Genomic DNA, 19,303 nt, shown 5'->3' with positions numbered 1-19,303 from the left:
GATGAAGGCCCCGGACCGCACGGCGGCAAACCGCGATCCACGGGCTGGTGCGCATCCTAGTCACGGCGCCCGCCGCCGCACGAGGTTTGGGTTCGATGTTGCACCCGGCAGGATCCGGTATGAGCACGGAGACGGCCGGTCCGCCGCGTAGTTTTGGGAGTGCGGATGTCGACCGTTCCGGAGCAGGACACCACCACCATCTCGGTCAGCGACTACGCGGCCCGGATCGGCCGTGCGCTGCGCGCCGCGGGCGCCGCGGTGGTCGAGGGCGAGGTCCAGCGGCCGAAGGCGGGCGGGCGCGGCGTCTGGTGGTTCGACCTCTCCGACGGCGAGCAGGTGCTGCCCTGCTCGTACCTGCCGTGGCTGGTGCGCGGCCGCCGCGACGGGCCCGCCCACGCGCCGGCCCACGGCGACCGGGTTCGGGTCCATGTGCGCCACAGCGAGTACTGGGGCGCCGGCGGCCGGCTGCGGGTGGTCGTCGAGGAGATCGAGGCCGCGGGCGAGGGCGAGCTGCTGCGACGGCGGGCGGCGCTGATCGCCCGCCTGACCGACGAGGGGCTGTGCGATCCCGCGCGGTTCCCCGCCCTGCCGCGCTTCCCGCGGGCGGTCGGGCTGATCGCCGGCCGCGACTCGGACGCGCTCCACGACGTCCTCCGCGGCCTCCGCGACCGCTTCCCCGCCGCCGCGGTGGTGACCGCCTGCTGCCGGGTCCAGGGCGCCGCGGCCCCGGGCGAGGTGATCGACCGGCTGGCGCGGCTCGACGCCGATCCGCGGGTCGACGTGATCGTGGTCGCCCGCGGCGGCGGATCGGTCCAGGACCTCGTCTGCTTCGACGACGAGCGGCTCTGCCGGGCGATCCGGGCGATCGCGACGCCGGTGGTGACCGCGATCGGCCACACCGAGAACAACCCGGTCTGCAACCACGTCACCCACGCCGCCTTCGTGCCCCGCCATGCCGCCGAGCGGGTGGTGCCCGACCGGCGGGCGCTGGTGGGGGACCTGGATCGCGCCGGCGCCGAGCTGACCCGCGCCGCGCGGGCCCCGCAGGCCCTGCGACGGGAGCTGGACGCGCGCTCGGCGGCCGTCCACGCGCGCGGACGGCTCGACGCGCGGCGGGCGACCGTGCTCGACGCCGGGCGCACCGTCGACGCCCGCGCCGACCGCTTCCTGCGCGACCACCACACCGCCCTCGCCGCGCTGCGCGGCACCGTCGACCGAGCGCCCGACCGGCTGCGGGCCGCCGCGGCCCAGGCCCGGCAGCGGCTCGACGCGGCCGCCGTCGGTCCCCTGGCCGACCGCGCGCTGAGCCGTCTGCGGCGCGACGTCGCCGCCCGCGCCGCCGTGCTCGACGCGGGCGATCCGCGGCGCCGCGGCTGGCTGGTCGCGACCGGCCCCGACGGCCGCGCGATCCGCCGCGCCGCCGAGCTGCGGCCCGGCGACGCGCTGCGACTGCACCTCCAGGACGGACACGCCGACGCGCGCGTGTCCGCCGTCGACGCCGACGAGACGAAGGACGACCAGTGACGCCCGAGACCGAGACCTCCGCGCCGACCACGCTGCCGTTCGGCGCCGCCTTCGACCGGCTGCAGCAGATCGCGGCCCAGCTCGGGACCGACGAGGCGATCGAGCCGGAGCGGCTGATCGCGCTCCTGCGCGAGGGCAAGGGCCTGGAGCGGGCGCTGCGCGAGCACCTCGACCGGGTCGAGCAGGAGGTGCGCGCGATCGAGGACGGCGACGGCGCGGCGAGCTTCCGGATCGCGACCGGGGAGCAGGCGGCCGCACCGCCGCTCGCGCCCGCGCCGGTCGCGCCCGCCGCGCCGTCCGCCCCGCCGGAGTCCGCACCGCGGGCGACCGAGCCCGAGCCCGAGCCGCTCCCGCCGGTCGCCGCCGCCCCGACCCCGACCCCGACCGCCGCCCCGCCGGCGCCGCCGGCACCTCCGGGCCTGTTCGCCGACGACGACATCCCGTTCTGAGCGCCCGCGCCAGCCCCCCGGCCTCCGCTCCGACCACGGCCACGCCGGCGGCCGCCGGCGCCGGGGCGGCCCTCGACCGTCGCCTGCGCGCGATCGTCGCGGTCGCCCGTGCCCGCCGCGGGATCGCGCTGCGGGTCGGCGTCAGCTTCGTCGTCCCGCTGGCGATCGGGGCCGCGATCGGGCACGTCAGCTGGGGCGCGATCGCCACGCAGGGCGCGTTCGCGGCGATGTACGCCAACGACGAGCCCTACCGGCGCCGCTGGCCGATCCTGCTCGGGATCGGGCTCGGGCTGGCGCTGGCGATGGCGCTCGGCACCCTGCTCGCCCCGCACCCGTGGGTCGCCGCGGCGGCCGGCGGCCTGGTGGCCGGGGCGGCGGCCCTGGCCTGCATCGGCTTCGAGGTCGGACCGCCGCGCGAGTTCATGCTCGTGCTCAGCTACTACGTCGGCGCCAGCCTGCCGGTCGATCCGGGCGCCGCGCCGGCCCGCGCCGGGCTGGTCCTGGCCGGCGCCGCGATCGTGATCGCCGTCTCGATGGCCGGCCACCGGCTGCGGCCGCGCGCCCCCGAGGAGACCGCCGTCGCCGGTGCCTACCGCCAGGTCGCCGGGCTGGCCGCCGCGCTCGGCGGCGAGGGCGTCGTCGAGGCCCGTCACGAGGCGGTGCTCGCCGTCCGTCGCGCCCGCGCCGCGATGCGCGCCGCCGGGGCCGGCGATCCGCTGCGCGGCCGGCTGACCGAGATGACCGTCGCGGTCGAGGCGGTGCTCGACGGCTGCCTCGGCCTCGTCGCCCGCGAGAGCCGCCCGATCGACCCCGCCTGGCCGGCCGCGCTGCGGGCGCTGGCCGACAGCGTCCGCGAGCCGGTCCTCGCCGGACCGGTGGTGCTGCCGGAGCAGGAGCCGCCGACGCCGCCGGGCGCCCGCTTCGCCGCCGCGATGCGCAGCGCCCGCCAGGCCGCCGATCCCGACCGGCTCTTCTCCGGCACGATCGTCCCGTTCACCCGTCCCCGCCGACCGCGCGCGGTGGCGATCCTGCGGCGGACGCTGCGGGCCAACTCGCTGGTGCTGCCGACCGCCGTCCGGATCGGGATCGCCGCCGCGGTCGGGACCGGCGTCGGGCTGGCGATCGACGCCGAGCGCGGCGCCTGGATCGGCCTGACCGCGGTCGCCGTCCTCCAGGCCAGCAACGTCCACCTGATCGCGTGGCGGACCGTCCACCGCGCCGTCGGGTCGATCGTCGGCGCGGGGCTGGCGGCGGCGATCCTGGTCGCCGACCCGCGGGTCGTCGTGATCGTGCTGGTGATCGCGGTCTGCCAGACGATCGCCCAGGCCACGATCACCGTCGCCTACGGGGTGGCGGTCGTCTTCGTGACGCCGATCGCGCTGCTCAGCTTCGACCTCGGTCAGCCGGGCACGCCGATCGGCTCGCTGCTCGGCGAGCGGGTGGTCGACACGCTGATCGGCTGCGCGATCGGGCTGGCGGCGCGCCGCCTGCTGTGGCCGCGGACCGCCCAGACGCGGCTGCCGATGGCCCAGGGCGCGGTGATCGAGGCCGCGCGCGACGTCCTCCACGCCGCCCTGGCGCGCCCGCTGGCCGATTCCAGCACGCTGCTGCGACGGTCGCGGCGGCGGCTCCAGACCGAGCTGCTGAACCTGCGGGCGGTCCACGGCGACGCGGTCGGCGACCTGCTCTGGAGCGCCCGCAGCGGCGACGAGGGCTGGCCGCGGACGCTCGCCGCCCAGCGGGTCGCCTACGCGGCGATGGCGGTGCCGGCCGACCGCCACGGGCCGCCGCCGGACATGGCGCTGGTGGCACGGCTCGACGCGGCGCTCGACGCGATGGCCGCGATCGCCGAGGGCCACCGGGCGCCGGCCCTGATCGCGGTCCCGCCGCTCGACCGCTACCCGGTCACGCACCGGGCGCTGATCCAGCTGCGCGACGCGCTGCGGGGGCCGTCGAGCGACCTGCCGGAGGCCGAGGAGCAAATTCGGGGGGCGTGAACGGGCGGGCTCGCGGGTCTTTAGAGGACCATGAGCGATCCGACCTGCACCCTCCTGATCGTCGAGGACGACCGCGTGACCCGCGGCTTCCTCGCCGAGCACCTCGCCGCCGACGGCTACGACCCGCTGCTCGCCGGCACCATCGCCGAGGCCGAGCTGCTGCTGGAGCACGCCGCGCCGGCCCTGATCCTGAGCGACGTCGTGCTGCCCGACGGCACCGGCCTCGACCTGATCGCCCGCGTGCGGGCGGCCGACCGCGTCGTCTCGCAGGTCGATCCGGCCACGCCGGCGATCCTGCTCAGCGGCCGCGACGGCGAGCTCGACCGGATCCGCGGCTTCGAGCGCGGCTGCGACGACTACCTGGTCAAGCCGTTCAGCTACCCGGAGCTGCGGTGGCGGATCGCCACCCTGCTGTCGCGCTCGCGGCGACGACCGGCGGCCGGGCGGGTGCGGGTCGGCGCGCTCGTGCTCGACCCGGCCGCGCGGACGGTGCACGTCCGCGGCCGGCCGGTCGACCTGACGCAGAAGGAGTACGCGCTGCTGCTGGCGCTGGTGGCCGAGCCGACCCGGGTCCACACGAGTATACACTAGGGCTCGCATCATGACCAAGCGTGCTCTCGCCTATATCCGAGTATCCGTCGTCGGCGACCGGATCGCCAAGGGACGGTTCGAGTCGCCGCAGCTCCAGCGGGACGCGGTCGACGCCTGGGCCGCCAGCAACGGCGTGACCATCGTCGATGAGATCCGGGACCTCAACCGGTCGGGCGGAACGCTGACCCGGCCAGGGTTGACCGAAGCGCTCGAGCGGGTCAAGACCGGGGAAGTCGAGGGCATCGTCGTCGCTCGCTCGGATCGCGCGTCGCGGATGACGCTGCATGGCCTCCAGCTCATCGACGAGCTTGATCGGCAGGGAGCGTGGATCGCGGCCGCGGACGGCTCGATCGACACGACCGACCGTGTTCGGCGGATGGCGACGACCATGTCGCTGGCGATGGCCGAGAGCGAGCTGCGCCGGTACCGAGAGCAGTCGGCGGTCATCCACGAGCGGGCGGTGATGGAAAAGGGCAGGCACATGGGCCCGGCGCCGTTCGGCTACCGGCGCGACGACGACATGCTGCTCGTGGTCCATGAGCCGGAGGCCGAGGTCGTACGGGCGCTGTACCGGGGCCGAGCGGCACGCCGCGGGTGGGTCTCCATGGCACGGGAGTTCGCAGAGTCCGGCGTCCGACGCGAGAACGGCCGGGTCCTGACCGCGAAGAACCTGCGGCGCATGGTCCAGAACCGCGTGTACCTCGGCGAGGCGAAGCACGGTCGGCACGTTCGCCCCGGATCGCATCCGGCGATCGTCACCGAGCCCGAGTGGCGTGCCGCGCAGACCGTCCGCCCGGTCCGAAGCGACGGGCTGACGCGCGTCCACCCCGAGTCGGTCGTTCGCGGGTTGTTGCGCTGCTCGGGATGCCGGACGGTGATGAAGCGCCTGCCGGGTCACATCCCGACGTCGTCGCGCTGGCGGTGCCGGGCGATCTCCCCGGACCGGAGTGCGTCCCACGAGTGCGAGCGGCCAGCAATGCTGATGACCAAGGAGACGCCCCTAGTGGAGGCGATGGTGATCGAGCACGTGCTGGCGTTGGGCGACCAGGCGATCGCCGGCGCCGCGGACGACGATCGCGTCAAGGATCTGGAGGCGCGAATCGTCGAACTTGACGCCACCCTCGACGAGCTGTCCAGCCTGGATCTCCGGCGACAGCTCGGCGCGGAGCGGTGGGGCAGGATGATCGCGGAGGCCCGGGCAGAGCGTGACGATCTGCATCGGGAGGCCGCGACGGCGCGGGTCACAGCGAACCGGACCGCCTCGGCGCCCGCGATCGGGCTTCGAGCGGTCTGGGACGAACTCGATCTCGCGGCGCGCCAGGATGCGCTACGCAGCCTCCTGACCTGCGTTTTCATCGACGCTGGGGACGCCCCGCTGGAGGAGCGGGTCCACTTCGTTCCCGTCTGGGAGGAAGTCGACCTGCCCCGCGTCGGGACGTCCGCCTTCGTCTACCGGCCCTGGCCGGACTGACGGGACCCACCGGCCACCGAACTGCTTCTCCGCCTCGCGGGCCACGAGGCGCGCGACGTTCATCAACGCCCGCTGCCGCAGACGTTCGGCTTCGGGGCTCAGGGGGGTCATGCCGCCTGCCCCTGGGTGTACTCGGGGTAGGGGACGCCGTTGGTGGACTTGTCCAGGAACCGTGCGTACTCGCCCTGGAAGTTGACGTGGGCGGTGCCGAGGCGGCCGGAGCGGTTCTTGGCGACGATCAGCTCCGCCTCGCCGGGGCGCTCCGTGGCGTTGTACATCTCGGGCCGGTAGACGAGGATCACCACGTTGCTGTCCTGCTCGACGTCGCCGGACTCGCGCAGGTCGGAGAGGACCGGGCGCTTCTCCATCCGTCGCTCGGCCTCGCGGTTCAGCTGCGAGACAGCGACGATCGGACAGTCGAGCTGGCCGGCCAGCAGCTTGAGCCGACGGGAGATGCTGCCGATCTGCTGGTGTCGCGGGGCGTCACCGACGGCCTTCAGGAGGCCGATGTAGTCGACCGTGAGCAGGCCGAGCGGTGAGCGTCGGTGGTGACTGCGGGCGATCCGGACGACATCGTCGATCGTCAGTACCTGGGACCGGTTGACGACGATCCTGCCGGCCGACGGGTGGTCGAAGACGTTCATCACCGCCTCCCAGTTGATCGTGCTGTGGCGGCGCAGATCCTTCCCGTCGAGAGCGGATGCCGAGGTGGTCGACCCGCTCGCGGCGTGGCGGATCACCAGCTCGCGCGTCGTCATCTCCAGTGAGATGTGGAGGACCGTGCGGTCGGTCGCTCGGGCGACGCTGCCGGCGAGCATCAGGCCCACGATCGACTTGCCCATGCTGGGACGGCCGGCGACGGTCACGAGCCAGCCCGGTTCGAGGCCGCCGATCAGGTCGTCCAGGGCGCGGATGCCGGTCGGGTAGCGCGTGCGCTGGGTCGGGTCCTCCAGGCCGGGCAGTTCCTCGTGGAAGGCATCGTGGAGGGAGACCGTCTCGCGGGCCGCTCCGGACGATTCGATCTGAGCGACCCTGCGATCGAACGCGTCCACCGTCGCGTCCACCGGCGCGTGGGGCTGCTCGAGCGCCCTAAGCGCTTCGCGGTGCGCACTGCTGAGGCCGCGGCGCCGGGCCATGTCGACAAGCGCCGTGGCGTGCTCGACGTTGGCTGCTGCCGGCGCGCTCGCGATGTCCCGGATGCCAGCCATCACCTCGGCGCTGGAGAGCCCGCCGACGATCAGGTCAGGCTTGCTGACCAGTGCGTGGTGCAGGAGCGCGACGTCGGAGTCACCGATGCCGTGCTCCACCCGGTCGACGAGAAGGCGCCACACGCTTCGGTGCAGGTCGCTGGTGAAGACGGACTCGCTCAGGCCGTGGTCGCTGCGGAGCACGTCGATCCAGCCGTCCACGCCCATCGCGGCGGCGAGGACAAGGCGCTCGATCGGCAGGTTGATCTGGACCGCGGTCACGCGGACCCCCGCTCGCTCTGGGCCCACGCGCCGAGGAACCGGCAGCTCGCCGCCTCGCGATCCAGGCGGCTCAGCGCCGCCTTCGCGGACGCGATCCGGCCGGTGGCGATGTCGCGGGCGCGCCGCAGATCCGCGCACTCCGCCTTCACCCGGGCTTCGCGCTCCAGCGCGCTGCGGCCCTCGATCGTCGACCACGCCTTGGCCTGGCCGACGCGGTAGTCCCGCTCCCGATCGGCCCACTCCACGTGGGCCGCGGTCAGCTCGGCCTCGGCCTTGCGCATCTCCAGCGTGATGTGGTTCAAGAACCGTGCCGCGGCTTCGTAGGTCAGCGGGGAGCGCGGGTCGTGCTGCTGCGCGGTCATCGGCGGCTGCCTTCGATCGCGGCCTCGATCGCGTCCCACGCGGCCTCCACCTCGACACGGGTCCGCGGCCGATCGGTCGGGGCCGGCGGACCGGGCAGCGGCGGCAGCGGCAGCGGCGGCGGCGGCGACGTCTTGGCCAGCCGCACCGCCTGCCGGCCGAGGCGGTCGTACGCCTCCCACTGCGGGCCACGGCCACGGCCCGCGGGTGCGTCGGCCCGCGCCTCTGGCGGGGCGGCCGCGGCGAAGTCGGCGGGGGAGACCTTGAACGCCATCACGCGCCACCTCCCGGCAGCGCCCGGAGCGCCACCGGCACCGGCAGAAGCCCACGGTCGGCCGACTTCGCGTGCTGCTCGTAGCTCTCGGCCAACGCCTGCTCGACGCGGCTCCCAAACCGCGGGCAGTCGATCTCCGACTGCATGATCCGCGTCAGCCCATACGACCGTGCCCAGGCCGCGACCTCCGGCGCCTCCGCCTCAAGGAACGCCAACTGCTGCTCCTGCCGCGATGGCCACGACGGGTCACCCGGGATCGACGTCGACCGCCGCAACAGCACCAGCGCCTCACCCCATGGCAGCGGGGCCCGGCGACCGGCCGAAAGGACGGCCGCGGCAACCTGTCCCGGAAGCGGCGGGCGCTCGTCACCCCGCCGAGAGCAGGCGACGACGAAGTCACGGGCCGGCTCGAACTCCACGTCGACCATGGCGGCAGACTGCAACGCCACCTCGTTCGCGGAGAGCGGCTTCGTCCATGGCCAGAGCACGTGGATCAGCGCCGCGATCTGTCCCCACTGCGACGGGCTCACAGCTCCTCCGCCTCCCCATCCACGACCCCGCCGCCCGGATCGCTATGCCCGGCTGCACGCTCGCGAGCTTCCAGCTCGGCGACGACGTCGAGCATCGAGTGGTCGCGGCGTCCACCGCGGTGCCTCTGCGACCCGTGGTTGGGCTCGGTGACGCCGAGACGTGGCGGTCCGCCGGGGCGGTTCGCCACGAACTTGAAGACCGACGCCGGCCGGTCGCCGGCGCGGCACGTGCCGTTCTCGCGGGCCTCCAGCATCGCCCGGCCGAACGCCCACCAGTCGACATCGGCCGGCAGCCGCGCCGAGCGGACCGCGTGCTCGATCGGCGCCGCCTGGGCGTCTTGCGCGAACGCGTCGAAGCCGGCGTGGTCCAGCGCCTCGCGGACCTTCGCCCAGACCGCCGCGTCGATCCCCGGCGGCGTCCACGAACCCGACGAGGTCGGTGCTGGATCGCTCGCTTCGCGCGCGCCCTCCACCACCACCTCGTTCTCTTGGCTGTTCTTATGGCTGTTCTTGCGCGGCAGCCCGTTGCCGGGGGCCCCGGAAGTGGGCTGCCGGGGCCCCCGGCAGCCCGTTGCCGGGGGGTGCGGCGATTCCGGTACCCCACCCGGGTACCCCCCGGCAGGATCTTCCGGGGGGTACCCGACGGGCTGGCCGTCGGGCCATTCGGTCACGTCGGGGGCGAGCAGCAGGTACTCGTCGCTGCGGCGCCCGCGATCGATCCGGTACTGCGGCCGGCGGGCGATGAGGCCCTGACGCTCCAGCTCCGCCAGGTGACCGCGAACCGATCGCTCGCTCGCCTCGACGCCCTTGGCGATCTTCGCCTGCTTCGCCTCGCAGCGGCCCGTCTCAGCGTCCGCCGACATCGCCAGGTACGACAGGACGGCCTTGCGCGTGGGGTGGCCGGTGCGGGTCTCGAAGGCCCAGCGCTGAAAGCGCCACGGGCTACTGTCGGCCATCAGGCCCGCCCGTCCGGGTTGGGCGAGATCCCGATCCGACGGGCGACGACCTCGGTCACGCGGGGCTCGTCGAACAGCATCAGCCAGTCGCCGGCCGCGTTGCCGACGAACTCGTCCGCGAAGGCGTCGAACCTGACCGGCGCCACCAGGCCCGCCTGGGCCAGCTCGTCCACGGCGGCGTCGAGCTGCCCGTGCGTCATGCCGAACTCCCCGCCCGCCGGGCGGCGGACCACCGGCGGCCCAGAGTCCATCGCCATCCGCAGCAGCAGATAGCGGGCGGCCAGCGACAGCTCCCCCGCCCGACCGTCAACAGCCGTCGCGGCCATGGTCACGTGCTTGATGCTCATGCTCGAACTCCGGTCCTCAGGAGGTTGGCCGCGGCGTCGATCCGCGCCAGCGCGGGCTCGATCGCCGTCTCGATGTCTCGGTCGCCCCGAAGGGCGATGTCCTGGGTCAGTACCCGGCGGGCGCCCTGGAGGGCCACGTACGCGTCGTACGCGGCGTCGTCGGTGCCGGCTGGGCCGGGCATCTGGGCGCGCTCCTCCAGCGCCTGGAGGATCGCCACGTCGCTGCGGATCAAGCGGGGGATGTCGGGGACGGAGCCCAGCTCGATGGCGAGCGCTCGGGGGACCAAGCCCGCGAGGTTCTGCGGCGCCTCCGTACTCTCGACCAGGCCCGCGATCCGGCCCGTGACGGCCGACGCCACGCGCCGGCCGTGCTGGTTGACGAGGTCCACCAGGACGGCATCGCCGCCGTCCTGCGTCGGGTCGACGAGGAGGCCGCAGGCCACGAGCGGCCGAAGCCGGCCCAGCAAATAGTTGACCTCGCTCATCCGTCGGACCGTTCAGTCGGAACGGCGAGGGTCGTCAGGTTGCCGACGAAGGCGCAGAGGATGGGCTGGTAGGGATCGCTCGGGTCGAGCTGCCGGACCAGGTGTTGGGCGTGGTCGACCAGGAGCCAGATCGCCTTCTCGCCCGTCAGGGGAGCGAGGGCCACCGTCTCGGCAGGGGGGTCGGTGGCGGTGATGTCGGTGGTGGTCGTCATCGGGTCGCTCCATTCACCCGGGCCGCGGTGGCGTCGTCGTACATCCCGCGGGCGAACCCGATCAGGAAGTCGCGGTAGGACTCGTTGGCCGGCATCCGCTCGGCCAGATCGAGGGCCGTCGTCGCCAGGCACTTCTGGGCCTCGGCGACCGTGACCGGCCTCGTAGTTGCGGACCCGCCGGCCCGTTCGGTAGCGTTCCTCATCAGACGTCTCTCAACTCGTCTATTTCCGAGGCCCGGCGGTTGCACCCGCCGGGCCTCGCTTCGTTCTCAGGCGCCCGACTGCCCGTCGGTGCCGGCCTCCAAGTCCCGGTTGATCAAGTGCCGGACGTGTCCGGCCATCGACCGGTCGCCGGCTGCGGCACGCGACCGCAGGCGGTCGATCTGCCCGCGCTGCATCGGGATGCTCAGGACGTAGGGGCGCTCGGTGCTGGTGCTGGCTACTGATGCCATGGGGGCACAGTAGCCATAAGTGCCCTCTCCTGCAAGTCTAATTGCAACTTACGCCCACATCGTCGGGCCTGTGGGTGCCTCAGAATGCCTCAAAATGCCTCAAAATGCCCAGGAATGACTCAGAATGCTTCAGAATGCCCAGGAATGACCGCAAATGACTGCAAATGACTGCAAATGACTGCAAATGACGTAGGATGCGTGCCAGACACCTGGGAAATGGCGGTGTTCGACCGCGAGCCCGGGGGCTCGATCTAGTCGAGTCCCGATCGGAGAGGCCAGAGAATGAGCGACGACGAGCAGGATGCGGAGACGGTCGGCGACCGGATCGCCGCGGCGCGGAGCCGCAGGGGCTGGTCGCAAGCCGAGTTGGCGGAGAGGGTTGGCGTCGACAAGGGCCAGGTCTCCCGGTGGGAGAGGGGCGCAACGAGACCTCGAGCCGGCACACTGCGACGGGCTGCGGAAGCGCTTCAGTGCGACTACGGATGGCTTGAGAGCGGGCGTGGACAGGCCGCCCCCGGACCCCCCGGCACGTCGCGTAGCACGCCATCGAAGGGATTCGACGAGATGCTGAGGGGCATCGTTTTCGAGGCGGCAGCCGCAGTCGAGCGGTCGCGGTCGGAGGAGCTTTCCTCCGCCGCAGCCATGACAACGGTCATCGAGCTTTCGGGCCAGTTTAGGTCCGTCTACGACCTCGTCAATGGAATGAGTGCGAAGCCCGAGAAGTGGCCGCCGGAGGATCTTACGGGCGAGGTACTTCGCATCCGGATCGGGGAAGCGGTGCCGGTGTTCTGGAGGCTTCTCGCACTCAAGCTGGCCGACCCGGATATGCAGGTCGACGATGATCGGATGCGTGTTCTCCCTGCCGACCCGGAGTTCGAGCGTCGCCTGGGAACTTGGGTGCGCGCTCTGGCGGAGTCGGTGGAAGCCGAGGGCGGCGACGTTCGGGAGCCTGGCGGCTGGGCCCTTGGGCTTGACAAGTTGGGCCGAGCTGAAGACGCCGGATAGTCTCCCGCTTATGGGACACGGACGTTCATGGCTCGGGATCTCTGTGGCGGCCGCGGTCGCCCTGGCGGGTTGTGGCGGGGGCGCCGAGGCCGAGGAGAAGCCGAGCGCGAGCGGAACATCGGCGCGCGCTACCACGACCGAAAGCAACTCCGAGCGCACCGATCTACTCACCCGCATGGGCGGTGACCCCAACAAGTCCGGCGTGGCGTCCCTGCCCACCGAACTCCAGCCGGGAATCCGCCAGGTCGCAGGCAACATCCGGCGTCTGATCATCGCGACCGACGGGGTCGCGCCCGGCGGGTCAGAGGACGATGTCTCCTGCGCCACATGGCTTGGCGCCAGTGACGACTTGATCCTGCCCACCATGCGCGGCCTGTCGGCGGGTATCCGGGACATGGCGCCCGGTGCGACCCCGCGACGCCTCTACACCAAGGTGAGCGAGGCATGTGCCCTCGATCGCCGGGGCTCGGCAATGGACCTCGTCGCGGACACCGTCATCGACGAGTTGGCCTCTGGCAGGTAGCGCCTGCGGGGCGGGCCTTGGTCCTGCGGTTTCGCGCAACGCCTGCGGCTTCGCGTAGCTCCTGCTCACGAACACGAGCCCTCGGCGGTTCCGCAACGCTTTGGCTCCCCGGAGCCGAAGCGCTCGCCGGTCGGCCTGGCGCGGTCGTTCCATGCGCCTGTCCCCGCTCACAGACTCGGACCTTCGGCGGGTCGGCACGTCCCAAACGGCTCCCGGGAGCCGTTTGGGACGGCAGGTTGGCCGTGCGGCGCGCCTCTACTTCGGGCTTGTAGATCTCTTCCAGCGCCAGGCCGAGCGAGGCGACGGATCAGGCGTAGTGGCGGACCTGGCGGATCACCTCCCGCCGGAGGTCGTCCGGGGCGATCTCCGGCGTCCGCTGGTGGATCATCGCCAGGACGTTCTCCCAGAGCTGGGCGTCGTCCTCGAACGCCGCCTCGACGTCGGGCGGCAGGTCGTCCAGCGTCCGCGGGACGCCGAAGATCGGGTGTCGGTACTGCGGGTAGTTGCTCACCCCGAGGAGAAGAACAGACGGGCCCGAAAACGCTCGCCGGGGGGGCGAAAATGTCCGCATGACAGCCCTCGCCCGGGAGATCGTGGACGCGATCGCCAACGATCCGGAAGCTCTGCGCCGGCTCCGGCAGCTTGTGGCCCCGCCGTCACCCGAAGCGTCCGACCTGATGACGGCGAAGGAAGCGGCGGAGTACATGCGCTGCTCGCCCGGGCGTGTCTACACCCTCCGCTACCAAGGAGATCTGCGTCCGGTCCGCGACGGGCGCAAGGTGCTCTTCCGGCGGTCGGAGATCGACCGGTACCTCGGGTCCGCTCAGTCGTAGGCGGCGGGCTCCATCCGGCTCGCGACCCATCGACGTAGCTCCTCTACCGGCCAGTGCTGGCGGCGGCGGAAGATCACAGGCCGGATCTCGGGAGCGACCTCGGCACGGAACAGGTCGCGGCTGATCCCTAGCGCACCGGCGGCCTCGGTCGTGTTGAGAAGTAGGCGGCCGGCCAACGAGACGCTTGGAGAGTTCATGCCGGCAATGGTCGGCGACGTCCCCGAGGGAATGCTTGGCACCCCGGCCCCGCGCTCAACCGAGAATGCCCCTAGAACGACGTAGCCCCGCCAGCTGGGCGGGGCTCTCAGCGCGATTTCGCGGTCCGTTTGAGGGGAGTGACGTTCGAGCCCGCCGCACCCGTCTGCGCGGCTATGAGCCGGCTCTCCGTCAGGGCGTAGACCCTCACCATGACCATCAAGAGTGTGAGGAGCGCGTGAATGCCCACGGCGATCCCGACGCTCGCTGAGATCCGGTTCGCGAGGCCGGTTGTCACGGATGCAGCGACGAAGACGACCGAGGCCAGGGACGCAGCTAGCGCTGCGTAGCCGGCGTTCGCGGAGATCTCCTTGAGGAACGTCGCGTGGCTGCTGGTCGCTGGGCCCTGCTGGGGCGAGGACTCCGCCCACGACAGGGCGCGATCCGCGATCTGCAACATCACGCCGAAGAGGAAAGCCCCGATCAGGCCGGTGACGGTCAGCAGGCCTGCGGCGGCCGTCGAGGACATCTCGATACCGAGCCCCAGGGACAGGGCGAAAGCCCCAGCAGCGGTTCCGTAGAACAGCACGAAGTCTTGCCAGCGCCTCTCCCCAGTTCGCGCGTCGACCAGGGTTCGGAGGTGGGCACGAACTAGGGTTTTGGGGTTGGCCTTCATCCGTCGTTACCCGTCTGCGAATTCTCTCACGTCAGGTCGTCGAGAACCTGAGAGAGCGCCCCGAAGAGACTATCCTTGGTCGGCTCGCCTTGGTCCAGCTTCAGGTTCTCAAGGTCGCGGGTGATCGGGTGGCCCGAGTCGGGAGACTCGATGTTGAAGCTCCGTCGACCCTCGGCGAGTTCAACCTCCACCTTCGCTGATTCGAACTCGATCCCGGCGAACTTGAGGATGCGCTTCTTTGCCGCGTCCGCCTTCTGGCTGTCGCCGGAGAAGAACTTGCGCAGGAGATCTCCGCTCAGATGGCTCTCGCCCTTGAGCTTGACCTCGATCTTCCCGATATCCGTCGAATGGACCCAGTTCTCCGTTTCGGCGACCGCGCGGTCAGACGGCTTCTCGAGCCGGGAGAGCACGATCGAGCCGATCTTCCCCTGGCGGGCGGCCTCGATGACCGCCTGCTCGTTGACCACCGGCTCAACTTTCAGCGTCAGATCGGAGAACTGGAGGTTGAACCTCTTGATCAGCTCGGCCTGCGTCAGGCCCTTTGTACTGCGGCCGTTGTTGACGTGCACGGCCCAGAATCCACGTGTCTGACTTCGATTCAGCCGGAAGACGCTGCCGCAAAGGACGTGGGCCGTATCGGTCGGGTTCTGGCGGGCCTTGTGACTTCCGTCAGACGCGACGATGTCCGCCGCAAGGCCGGACATGCCGTGCGAGAAGATCGAGCAGACCTCGTCGCCGTCGATTGTTGTCGACTCACAGGAAATCGACCGATTACCTTCTTGGTTCTCGGCCTCGAAGGTTCCGTCCAGGTACCCGTTTAGGACGTCGCCGAGCCAGATGCCGTTCCCGCCGAGGTCTCCGAGCCGCTCCAGGGGCGGATCATGCTTCCTTGCTGGGCGGACATAGATCTCGTAAACCGCTGCTCGGTGGGACACGCCTCGGAACTTCCGTGATCGGGGCCAGTACGCCGGGCAGGCTACCGGCACCAGGCACCGCACGTACAGCCCCGTGTGTGATGGCGGCGACTGGCCCTCAGCTTCGTCCGGCCCACACGGCCCGCAGCAGCACGGTCAGCCGATGAGTCGTCGCATGTCCGCGCTGCGTGCGGCGGCCCGGACGTCGTCAGAACTGCCGGTCAACCGGGCCCGGTCCCGCCGGCCGGCGGGACGTTGTCCGCCAGCTCGGCCGTCGCGCTGAACCGCGGGGCGCGCAGCGAGACGGCGCCGACGGCGAGGCCGACGATCGCGGCGGCGACCTCCGGGGGCAGGTCGAGGCCGAGGACGCTGGCGAGCCAGACCAGGACGGTCACGGCGGCGGCGGCGAGGCCGGCGGGGTGGTTGGTGGTGGCCGTCTGGGCGGCAGATCGGACGGGGGTCATCGGGTCTCCTGGTCGGGGAGGGCGGCGCGCTCGCGGGTGCAGCGAGCGCCGTGGATGCGGCGGCGGTTCGTCGGCGTGCAGTAGTCGCAGCAGGGGCGCCTGCCCCGCCGGCGGCGACGGCGGGCGCGCTTAGAGCCGGTCACGTCAGGCCGCCTTGCGGTAGTCGCCGATGAAGTCGCCGGGACAGGACGTCGACATCCAGTCGGAGTGGACCGAGCCGCGCAGCGAGGAGAGGCGCTTCGGTGCCCGGCCGCGGGCGGGCATCGCGGTGGTGTGGGCGTTGTCGAGCAGCCAGCGCAGCGCGGCGCGCTGCGGGGCGGTCATGCGCTGGCCGGGATGGCCGTGGACCATGATCCCCGCGTTGCCGGTGTTGTTCGCGGCGACGTGGGCGCCCTTCCACGCGACCGGGCGCAGAACGATGATCGTGCCGGCGCTGGTGATGTTGTAGTGGTAGCCGATCGCGCCCCAGCCCTGGGCGCGGTGCTGGGCGTTGTACTGGCGGTCCAGCTCGAGCGCGTGCGCGTCGCTGGTGTCGCGCGGCCCGGCGGTGTAGTGGCCGGTCCAGCGGTAGAGGCTGCCGATCGACCCGAAGCGGTTCTCCATCGGGGCCTGGAGGAGGACGATCTTCGGCCGGCGGCCGCGATGCTTCGCGGCGGCCTTCGCGCGGGCGGTGCGGGTCTTGCCGCGGGCGCGCTCGACGGCGGTGCGGCGGTCGGGGTCCAGCAGCACGGCCTGGGTGTAGCCCCAGCGCTTCTCGGCGCCCCAGACTCCGAGCAGGTAGGCGGCACGAGCGGCGGCGGTCTTGGCCTCACGGTTCCACGGGCCGTCGAGGCTGTCGAGGCGGGCCGCCGGGTCGCGGCCTTCCAGGCGAGTGTTGGTGGCGGCCTTCAGCTTGTGGACGGCGGGGCCGGTGTCGCCGAGGTGGATGGTCATCGGTGCTCCAGGGTCGGGCGGGTCGGTGCGGCGTCGGGGAACCGTTGGGAGAGGTCGCGGCCTCGGGGGTAGAGCCGCGGGCAGTCGGGGACGACCACGGCGCGGACGGGCGGGTCGAGCCGGCGGGCGATGTCGTTGACGGTGCGGGCGAGGCCGGCGGTCTGTTCGCACCGCTGGTAGGAGCGGGCGGCGTCCAGGTCGCTGGAGCGGTCAGCGGCGCGTTCGGACCGGATGCCGATGACGATCGTGGTGGCGGCGATCACGATCAGCGGCAGCAGCTCCAGGACGCGGTGGCGGTCCAGCAGGCGCAGTACGCATTCGCAGACGCTCATCGCCTTGTCGTGGGCGCGGTCAACCATCAGGGCTGTCCTTCCGGGAGCGGTGTCCGAGGAACTGGAGGCCGACGGCGGCGGCGCCGAGGATGGCTGAGGTGTCGAACGTGAGCGTGCCGCGGATCGCGCCGGAGACGATCACGCCGCAGATCAGCCACGGCAGGACGCCGCGCAACGCGATCTGTTGCGAGACGTCGACACAGACGAGGGTGCGAGTGGGCATTCATCGGGCCTGCGGGGCTAGGGGCGGGACGTGTACTGGACTTCGTGGCGGGCCCGGAACGGGGCGGTCACGAGCAGTTCCACTTGGACCTGGCCGCCGTCGGGGGTGTAGATGACGGTCTCGACGTCGCCGTCGGCGTTGATCGTCGGCGGGGCGACCTCGACGGTGGCGGAGGCCCGGTCGATGATCCGGGCGGTCACGTCGTAGAGGGTGGGGGTGACGTGCTCGCCGTCGTAGCCGTGGATCGGGAACTGAACCCGGACGTCGGTCTTGGTGAAGACGGTGGTGCGCATCTAGGCGACCTCGCTGGTCACGGTGGGGTGGTCCATGCCGGCGGCGACACGGATCGGGTCGAGCCGGGCTGTGACGCGGTAGCTGGACAGCACCGCGGCGACGATCACCGAGGCCGGTGCGGGCGCCTTGACCGTCAGGGCCGCCGACGCGGAGAGCTGGCAGCCGACCCACGAGACGAGAGTCGGGGTCGTGGCCAGTCGTGCTGTGGCCTGAACCTCTGTGCCGACCTGGATGGCTGGCGTCTCGGCCGCCGTCAGGGCGGCTCGGGCGCCGAGGGCGGACGCGAGGTTGGCCACCAACGTGACGTTGTCCGCCAGCGATCCCCGGGCACCGATCGCGACCGCGGCAGCGATCGTGCGCTCCTCGCGGGCGACGACGGCCGCGGCGGCCACAAGGGTGATCGGTCCGGGGTAGACGACTTCGGGGGTCGCGGCGGACAGCGACGCTTCGGCAAGCAGCCCGGCGGACTGCCAGGTCGTCAGCGCCGGTCCGGCGTCGAGGGCAGCGGCGGCCGTGAGGTCGACCGCCTGCTGAAGGCCGAGCGTCGGGGCGGCAGACAGCGTGCCCGACGCGGCGATGGTCGACGATCGGTCGACGGTCAGCCTGGGTGTCGCGGTGAGGCGTACAGCGACGTCGAGGCGTGCGGACGGGTTCGCGCGGTGGCCGGCGGTCGCATTGAGCGTCGTGGCAGCGCCGAGCGTGGCCGAGCGCGCGATCGTCGGCCGCGCTGACGCGGCGAGCGACGCTGCTGCGGTGAGGGTTGCGTGGACCTGGGCGGCGCGACGGGCCGGGGAGGCCAGGGTCGCGGTCGCGGCCAGGGTGGCCGAGGCGTCCTGGTAGGACGGGTCCGGTGCGATGACCTGGACGTTGTAGATCTTGGCCTGGCGCTGGACCTGGACCGAGGTCTTGTTCTGGGTGACCGAGAAGCGGATCTCCAGCGCTGATCCCGTCCCGAACCCGCCGGCCGAGCGGATCGTCTGGACGTGGGTCGCGGTCAGCGGGTAGTTGATCGTGAAGTCCGCCGCCCCGCCGCCGGCGGGGTAGTTGGCGTCGGCGGCGCCGGAGGCGGTGATCTGAGTGCCGTTGGCCCAGAGCGTCCAGGCGATGTAGGTCTGCGCCGCGGTGCCCGACCCGGTCGTGCGCCCGACGGGGACGCTGACCGAGAACCCGGTGTCGACTCCCGGGTCGTCGACCCGGGAGAGCGGGAAGGTGAACCCCTGGACCTGCGCGCCGTTGGCCGAGCTGAACCCGGTCTGGACCCAGGTCGCCGTTGAGGGAGTCGTGTCGTCGACGAGGGTCCAGCGCTGGCCGGCGCCGGGGTCGGTCGGCTGGCCGGTGATCGCGGCGTGGAACCCGCTGTCGGCGACCGGGACGCCGTACTGCGTCATCGCCGACGCCCGGGGCTAGCCGATGCCGGCGGCGATCTCGCCGACGGCGTAGCGGACCTGCACGGGCGGGTCGACGGAGAACTGGGTGAACAGCGCCGGGTCCGAGCGCCAGACGATCGTGCCGGAGCGCTTGATCGCAACGCCCTTGATCGTGCCCCAGCTCGCGGTCGCCGTGGGGAAGACGACCTCGGCGGAGTTCTTCTTCGTCGTGTCGTTGCCGACGGTCGCGGCGGCGGCGAGCATGATGGTCTGGGCGGCGTAGCTGCCGCCGGTGACCTCCACGCCGCCTGTGCCGTCAGGGGCCACGGCGGTGGTGTAGAGGTGCAGCGTCAGGCTGCCCGTGAGGCTCGCGTCGAGGAGCGCGCGCTCTTCGGCGTCGATGATGCAGTTGGCCATGGGTGGTCCT

General features: G+C 72.2%; 29 protein-coding genes. 8 read left to right on the top strand and 21 right to left on the bottom strand.

The genetic code is table 11. From position 1 onward, the window contains the following. Positions 1-165: 165 nt before the first annotated feature. The 5 genes from xseA (at position 166) to SH587_RS19945 (ending at position 6,032) form a co-directional block, all read left to right on the top strand. Positions 166-1,524 (top strand): exodeoxyribonuclease VII large subunit, encoded by a 1,359-nt coding sequence (xseA, locus tag SH587_RS19965; protein WP_320672417.1) that lies wholly within the window; start codon positions 166-168, stop codon positions 1,522-1,524. Next, complete coding sequence (locus SH587_RS19960) at positions 1,521-1,973, top strand: exodeoxyribonuclease VII small subunit (RefSeq protein ID WP_320672416.1); 453 nt, start codon at positions 1,521-1,523, stop codon at positions 1,971-1,973. Before xseA ends, SH587_RS19960 begins: the two co-directional genes overlap by 4 nt. A 227-nt stretch (positions 1,974-2,200) precedes the next feature. Then, complete coding sequence (locus tag SH587_RS19955) at positions 2,201-3,970, top strand: FUSC family protein (protein ID WP_320672415.1); 1,770 nt, start codon at positions 2,201-2,203, stop codon at positions 3,968-3,970. Positions 3,971-4,000: 30 nt separating this feature from the next. Then, the gene (locus SH587_RS19950; RefSeq protein WP_320672414.1) at positions 4,001-4,561 is read left to right on the top strand and encodes a response regulator transcription factor; all 561 of its coding nucleotides are present in this window, start codon (positions 4,001-4,003) and stop codon (positions 4,559-4,561) included. 10 nt (positions 4,562-4,571) lie between these two features. Further along, entirely contained in the window at positions 4,572-6,032 is a 1,461-nt protein-coding gene (locus tag SH587_RS19945; RefSeq protein ID WP_320672413.1) for a recombinase family protein, read from the top strand. Between the two features lie 107 nt (positions 6,033-6,139). Here SH587_RS19945 and SH587_RS19940 read toward each other — a convergent pair whose 3' ends face one another. The 10 genes from SH587_RS19940 to SH587_RS19895 all read right to left on the bottom strand — a co-directional run bounded on the left by SH587_RS19940 (position 6,140) and on the right by SH587_RS19895 (position 11,117). Then, positions 6,140-7,501 carry a replicative DNA helicase gene (locus tag SH587_RS19940; protein WP_320672412.1) on the bottom strand — a complete coding sequence of 454 codons (1,362 nt, stop codon included), beginning with the start codon at positions 7,499-7,501 and terminating at the stop codon, positions 6,140-6,142. Next, positions 7,498-7,863, bottom strand: a complete 366-nt coding sequence (locus SH587_RS19935) for a hypothetical protein (protein ID WP_320672411.1) — start codon at positions 7,861-7,863, stop codon at positions 7,498-7,500. The genes SH587_RS19940 and SH587_RS19935 overlap by 4 nt, the downstream gene beginning before the upstream one ends. Next, the gene (locus tag SH587_RS19930) at positions 7,860-8,135 is read right to left on the bottom strand and encodes a hypothetical protein (protein WP_320672410.1); all 276 of its coding nucleotides are present in this window, start codon (positions 8,133-8,135) and stop codon (positions 7,860-7,862) included. The genes SH587_RS19935 and SH587_RS19930 overlap by 4 nt, the downstream gene beginning before the upstream one ends. Next, on the bottom strand, positions 8,135-8,665 hold the full coding sequence (locus SH587_RS19925) for a hypothetical protein (RefSeq protein ID WP_320672409.1): 531 nt from the start codon (positions 8,663-8,665) through the stop codon (positions 8,135-8,137). Before SH587_RS19925 ends, SH587_RS19930 begins: the two co-directional genes overlap by 1 nt. Then, entirely contained in the window at positions 8,662-9,621 is a 960-nt protein-coding gene (locus SH587_RS19920) for a winged helix-turn-helix domain-containing protein (protein WP_320672408.1), read from the bottom strand. The genes SH587_RS19925 and SH587_RS19920 overlap by 4 nt, the downstream gene beginning before the upstream one ends. After that, the gene (locus SH587_RS19915) at positions 9,621-9,968 is read right to left on the bottom strand and encodes a hypothetical protein (RefSeq protein ID WP_320672407.1); all 348 of its coding nucleotides are present in this window, start codon (positions 9,966-9,968) and stop codon (positions 9,621-9,623) included. Before SH587_RS19915 ends, SH587_RS19920 begins: the two co-directional genes overlap by 1 nt. After that, positions 9,965-10,453, bottom strand: a complete 489-nt coding sequence (locus tag SH587_RS19910) for a hypothetical protein (protein ID WP_320672406.1) — start codon at positions 10,451-10,453, stop codon at positions 9,965-9,967. Before SH587_RS19910 ends, SH587_RS19915 begins: the two co-directional genes overlap by 4 nt. Then, entirely contained in the window at positions 10,450-10,665 is a 216-nt protein-coding gene (locus SH587_RS19905) for a hypothetical protein (RefSeq protein WP_320672405.1), read from the bottom strand. The genes SH587_RS19910 and SH587_RS19905 overlap by 4 nt, the downstream gene beginning before the upstream one ends. After that, positions 10,662-10,868, bottom strand: coding sequence for a hypothetical protein (locus SH587_RS19900; RefSeq protein WP_320672404.1), 207 nt, complete (start codon positions 10,866-10,868; stop codon positions 10,662-10,664). The genes SH587_RS19905 and SH587_RS19900 overlap by 4 nt, the downstream gene beginning before the upstream one ends. Positions 10,869-10,934: 66 nt before the next feature. Continuing rightward, on the bottom strand, positions 10,935-11,117 hold the full coding sequence (locus tag SH587_RS19895; protein WP_320672403.1) for a hypothetical protein: 183 nt from the start codon (positions 11,115-11,117) through the stop codon (positions 10,935-10,937). A 282-nt stretch (positions 11,118-11,399) separates the two neighbouring features. On the opposite strand from SH587_RS19895, the gene SH587_RS19890 reads away from it, so the two are divergent. Beyond that, positions 11,400-12,122: a helix-turn-helix domain-containing protein gene (locus tag SH587_RS19890; RefSeq protein WP_320672402.1), complete on the top strand. Its 723-nt coding sequence runs from the start codon at positions 11,400-11,402 to the stop codon at positions 12,120-12,122. A 10-nt stretch (positions 12,123-12,132) separates the two neighbouring features. Continuing rightward, complete coding sequence (locus SH587_RS19885; RefSeq protein WP_320672401.1) at positions 12,133-12,645, top strand: hypothetical protein; 513 nt, start codon at positions 12,133-12,135, stop codon at positions 12,643-12,645. Positions 12,646-12,952: 307 nt separating this feature from the next. On the opposite strand, the gene SH587_RS19880 is transcribed toward SH587_RS19885, so the two are convergent. After that, positions 12,953-13,156, bottom strand: a complete 204-nt coding sequence (locus SH587_RS19880; RefSeq protein ID WP_320672400.1) for a hypothetical protein — start codon at positions 13,154-13,156, stop codon at positions 12,953-12,955. Between the two features lie 58 nt (positions 13,157-13,214). On the opposite strand from SH587_RS19880, the gene SH587_RS19875 reads away from it, so the two are divergent. After that, positions 13,215-13,478, top strand: a complete 264-nt coding sequence (locus SH587_RS19875) for a helix-turn-helix domain-containing protein (protein WP_320672399.1) — start codon at positions 13,215-13,217, stop codon at positions 13,476-13,478. On the opposite strand, the gene SH587_RS19870 is transcribed toward SH587_RS19875, so the two are convergent. From SH587_RS19870 to SH587_RS19825, 10 genes are all read right to left on the bottom strand, one after another. Continuing rightward, entirely contained in the window at positions 13,469-13,675 is a 207-nt protein-coding gene (locus tag SH587_RS19870) for a hypothetical protein (protein ID WP_320672398.1), read from the bottom strand. The two genes, SH587_RS19875 and SH587_RS19870, sit on opposite strands and share 10 nt — an antisense overlap. A gap of 107 nt (positions 13,676-13,782) precedes the next feature. Further along, the gene (locus SH587_RS19865; protein ID WP_320672397.1) at positions 13,783-14,349 is read right to left on the bottom strand and encodes a hypothetical protein; all 567 of its coding nucleotides are present in this window, start codon (positions 14,347-14,349) and stop codon (positions 13,783-13,785) included. A 26-nt stretch (positions 14,350-14,375) separates the two neighbouring features. Then, a complete protein-coding gene (locus SH587_RS19860; RefSeq protein ID WP_320672396.1) occupies positions 14,376-15,284 on the bottom strand; it encodes a hypothetical protein in 909 nt (302 codons plus the stop codon). Between the two features lie 200 nt (positions 15,285-15,484). After that, positions 15,485-15,727, bottom strand: coding sequence for a hypothetical protein (locus tag SH587_RS19855; RefSeq protein WP_320672395.1), 243 nt, complete (start codon positions 15,725-15,727; stop codon positions 15,485-15,487). 144 nt (positions 15,728-15,871) lie between these two features. Beyond that, entirely contained in the window at positions 15,872-16,660 is a 789-nt protein-coding gene (locus SH587_RS19850; RefSeq protein ID WP_320672394.1) for a peptidoglycan recognition protein family protein, read from the bottom strand. Continuing rightward, on the bottom strand, positions 16,657-17,019 hold the full coding sequence (locus SH587_RS19845) for a hypothetical protein (protein ID WP_320672393.1): 363 nt from the start codon (positions 17,017-17,019) through the stop codon (positions 16,657-16,659). Before SH587_RS19845 ends, SH587_RS19850 begins: the two co-directional genes overlap by 4 nt. Further along, positions 17,012-17,215, bottom strand: coding sequence for a hypothetical protein (locus SH587_RS19840; protein ID WP_320672392.1), 204 nt, complete (start codon positions 17,213-17,215; stop codon positions 17,012-17,014). Before SH587_RS19840 ends, SH587_RS19845 begins: the two co-directional genes overlap by 8 nt. A 17-nt stretch (positions 17,216-17,232) precedes the next feature. Then, positions 17,233-17,508, bottom strand: a complete 276-nt coding sequence (locus SH587_RS19835; RefSeq protein WP_320672391.1) for a hypothetical protein — start codon at positions 17,506-17,508, stop codon at positions 17,233-17,235. Next, positions 17,509-18,897: a hypothetical protein gene (locus tag SH587_RS19830; RefSeq protein ID WP_320672390.1), complete on the bottom strand. Its 1,389-nt coding sequence runs from the start codon at positions 18,895-18,897 to the stop codon at positions 17,509-17,511. Between the two features lie 15 nt (positions 18,898-18,912). Next, complete coding sequence (locus SH587_RS19825; RefSeq protein ID WP_320672389.1) at positions 18,913-19,293, bottom strand: phage tail fiber protein; 381 nt, start codon at positions 19,291-19,293, stop codon at positions 18,913-18,915. Positions 19,294-19,303 lie beyond the last annotated feature (10 nt).

The organism is Patulibacter defluvii (genome assembly GCF_034096925.1).
Classification (GTDB): Bacteria; Actinomycetota; Thermoleophilia; order Solirubrobacterales; family Solirubrobacteraceae; genus Patulibacter; species Patulibacter defluvii.
The sequence above is the reverse complement of the archived record's forward strand: the minus strand, read 5'-3'. Positions and strand labels throughout refer to the sequence as shown.

What these genes read in the sequence shown, in the direction of transcription:
- xseA (WP_320672417.1), top strand. Translation starts at nt 166, where the DNA reads ATGTCGACCGTTCCGGAGCAGGACACCACCACCATCTCGGTCAGCGAC.
- SH587_RS19955 (WP_320672415.1), top strand. Translation starts at nt 2,201, where the DNA reads ATGTACGCCAACGACGAGCCCTACCGGCGCCGCTGGCCGATCCTGCTC.
- SH587_RS19950 (WP_320672414.1), top strand. Translation starts at nt 4,001, where the DNA reads ATGAGCGATCCGACCTGCACCCTCCTGATCGTCGAGGACGACCGCGTG.
- SH587_RS19945 (WP_320672413.1), top strand. Translation starts at nt 4,572, where the DNA reads ATGACCAAGCGTGCTCTCGCCTATATCCGAGTATCCGTCGTCGGCGAC.
- SH587_RS19935 (WP_320672411.1), bottom strand. Translation starts at nt 7,863, where the DNA reads ATGACCGCGCAGCAGCACGACCCGCGCTCCCCGCTGACCTACGAAGCC.
- SH587_RS19930 (WP_320672410.1), bottom strand. Translation starts at nt 8,135, where the DNA reads ATGGCGTTCAAGGTCTCCCCCGCCGACTTCGCCGCGGCCGCCCCGCCA.
- SH587_RS19920 (WP_320672408.1), bottom strand. Translation starts at nt 9,621, where the DNA reads ATGGCCGACAGTAGCCCGTGGCGCTTTCAGCGCTGGGCCTTCGAGACC.
- SH587_RS19915 (WP_320672407.1), bottom strand. Translation starts at nt 9,968, where the DNA reads ATGAGCATCAAGCACGTGACCATGGCCGCGACGGCTGTTGACGGTCGG.
- SH587_RS19910 (WP_320672406.1), bottom strand. Translation starts at nt 10,453, where the DNA reads ATGAGCGAGGTCAACTATTTGCTGGGCCGGCTTCGGCCGCTCGTGGCC.
- SH587_RS19905 (WP_320672405.1), bottom strand. Translation starts at nt 10,665, where the DNA reads ATGACGACCACCACCGACATCACCGCCACCGACCCCCCTGCCGAGACG.
- SH587_RS19900 (WP_320672404.1), bottom strand. Translation starts at nt 10,868, where the DNA reads ATGAGGAACGCTACCGAACGGGCCGGCGGGTCCGCAACTACGAGGCCG.
- SH587_RS19895 (WP_320672403.1), bottom strand. Translation starts at nt 11,117, where the DNA reads ATGGCATCAGTAGCCAGCACCAGCACCGAGCGCCCCTACGTCCTGAGC.
- SH587_RS19890 (WP_320672402.1), top strand. Translation starts at nt 11,400, where the DNA reads ATGAGCGACGACGAGCAGGATGCGGAGACGGTCGGCGACCGGATCGCC.
- SH587_RS19885 (WP_320672401.1), top strand. Translation starts at nt 12,133, where the DNA reads ATGGGACACGGACGTTCATGGCTCGGGATCTCTGTGGCGGCCGCGGTC.
- SH587_RS19875 (WP_320672399.1), top strand. Translation starts at nt 13,215, where the DNA reads ATGACAGCCCTCGCCCGGGAGATCGTGGACGCGATCGCCAACGATCCG.
- SH587_RS19870 (WP_320672398.1), bottom strand. Translation starts at nt 13,675, where the DNA reads ATGAACTCTCCAAGCGTCTCGTTGGCCGGCCGCCTACTTCTCAACACG.
- SH587_RS19865 (WP_320672397.1), bottom strand. Translation starts at nt 14,349, where the DNA reads ATGAAGGCCAACCCCAAAACCCTAGTTCGTGCCCACCTCCGAACCCTG.
- SH587_RS19855 (WP_320672395.1), bottom strand. Translation starts at nt 15,727, where the DNA reads ATGACCCCCGTCCGATCTGCCGCCCAGACGGCCACCACCAACCACCCC.
- SH587_RS19850 (WP_320672394.1), bottom strand. Translation starts at nt 16,660, where the DNA reads ATGACCATCCACCTCGGCGACACCGGCCCCGCCGTCCACAAGCTGAAG.
- SH587_RS19845 (WP_320672393.1), bottom strand. Translation starts at nt 17,019, where the DNA reads ATGGTTGACCGCGCCCACGACAAGGCGATGAGCGTCTGCGAATGCGTA.
- SH587_RS19840 (WP_320672392.1), bottom strand. Translation starts at nt 17,215, where the DNA reads ATGCCCACTCGCACCCTCGTCTGTGTCGACGTCTCGCAACAGATCGCG.
- SH587_RS19835 (WP_320672391.1), bottom strand. Translation starts at nt 17,508, where the DNA reads ATGCGCACCACCGTCTTCACCAAGACCGACGTCCGGGTTCAGTTCCCG.
- SH587_RS19830 (WP_320672390.1), bottom strand. Translation starts at nt 18,897, where the DNA reads ATGACGCAGTACGGCGTCCCGGTCGCCGACAGCGGGTTCCACGCCGCG.
- SH587_RS19825 (WP_320672389.1), bottom strand. Translation starts at nt 19,293, where the DNA reads ATGGCCAACTGCATCATCGACGCCGAAGAGCGCGCGCTCCTCGACGCG.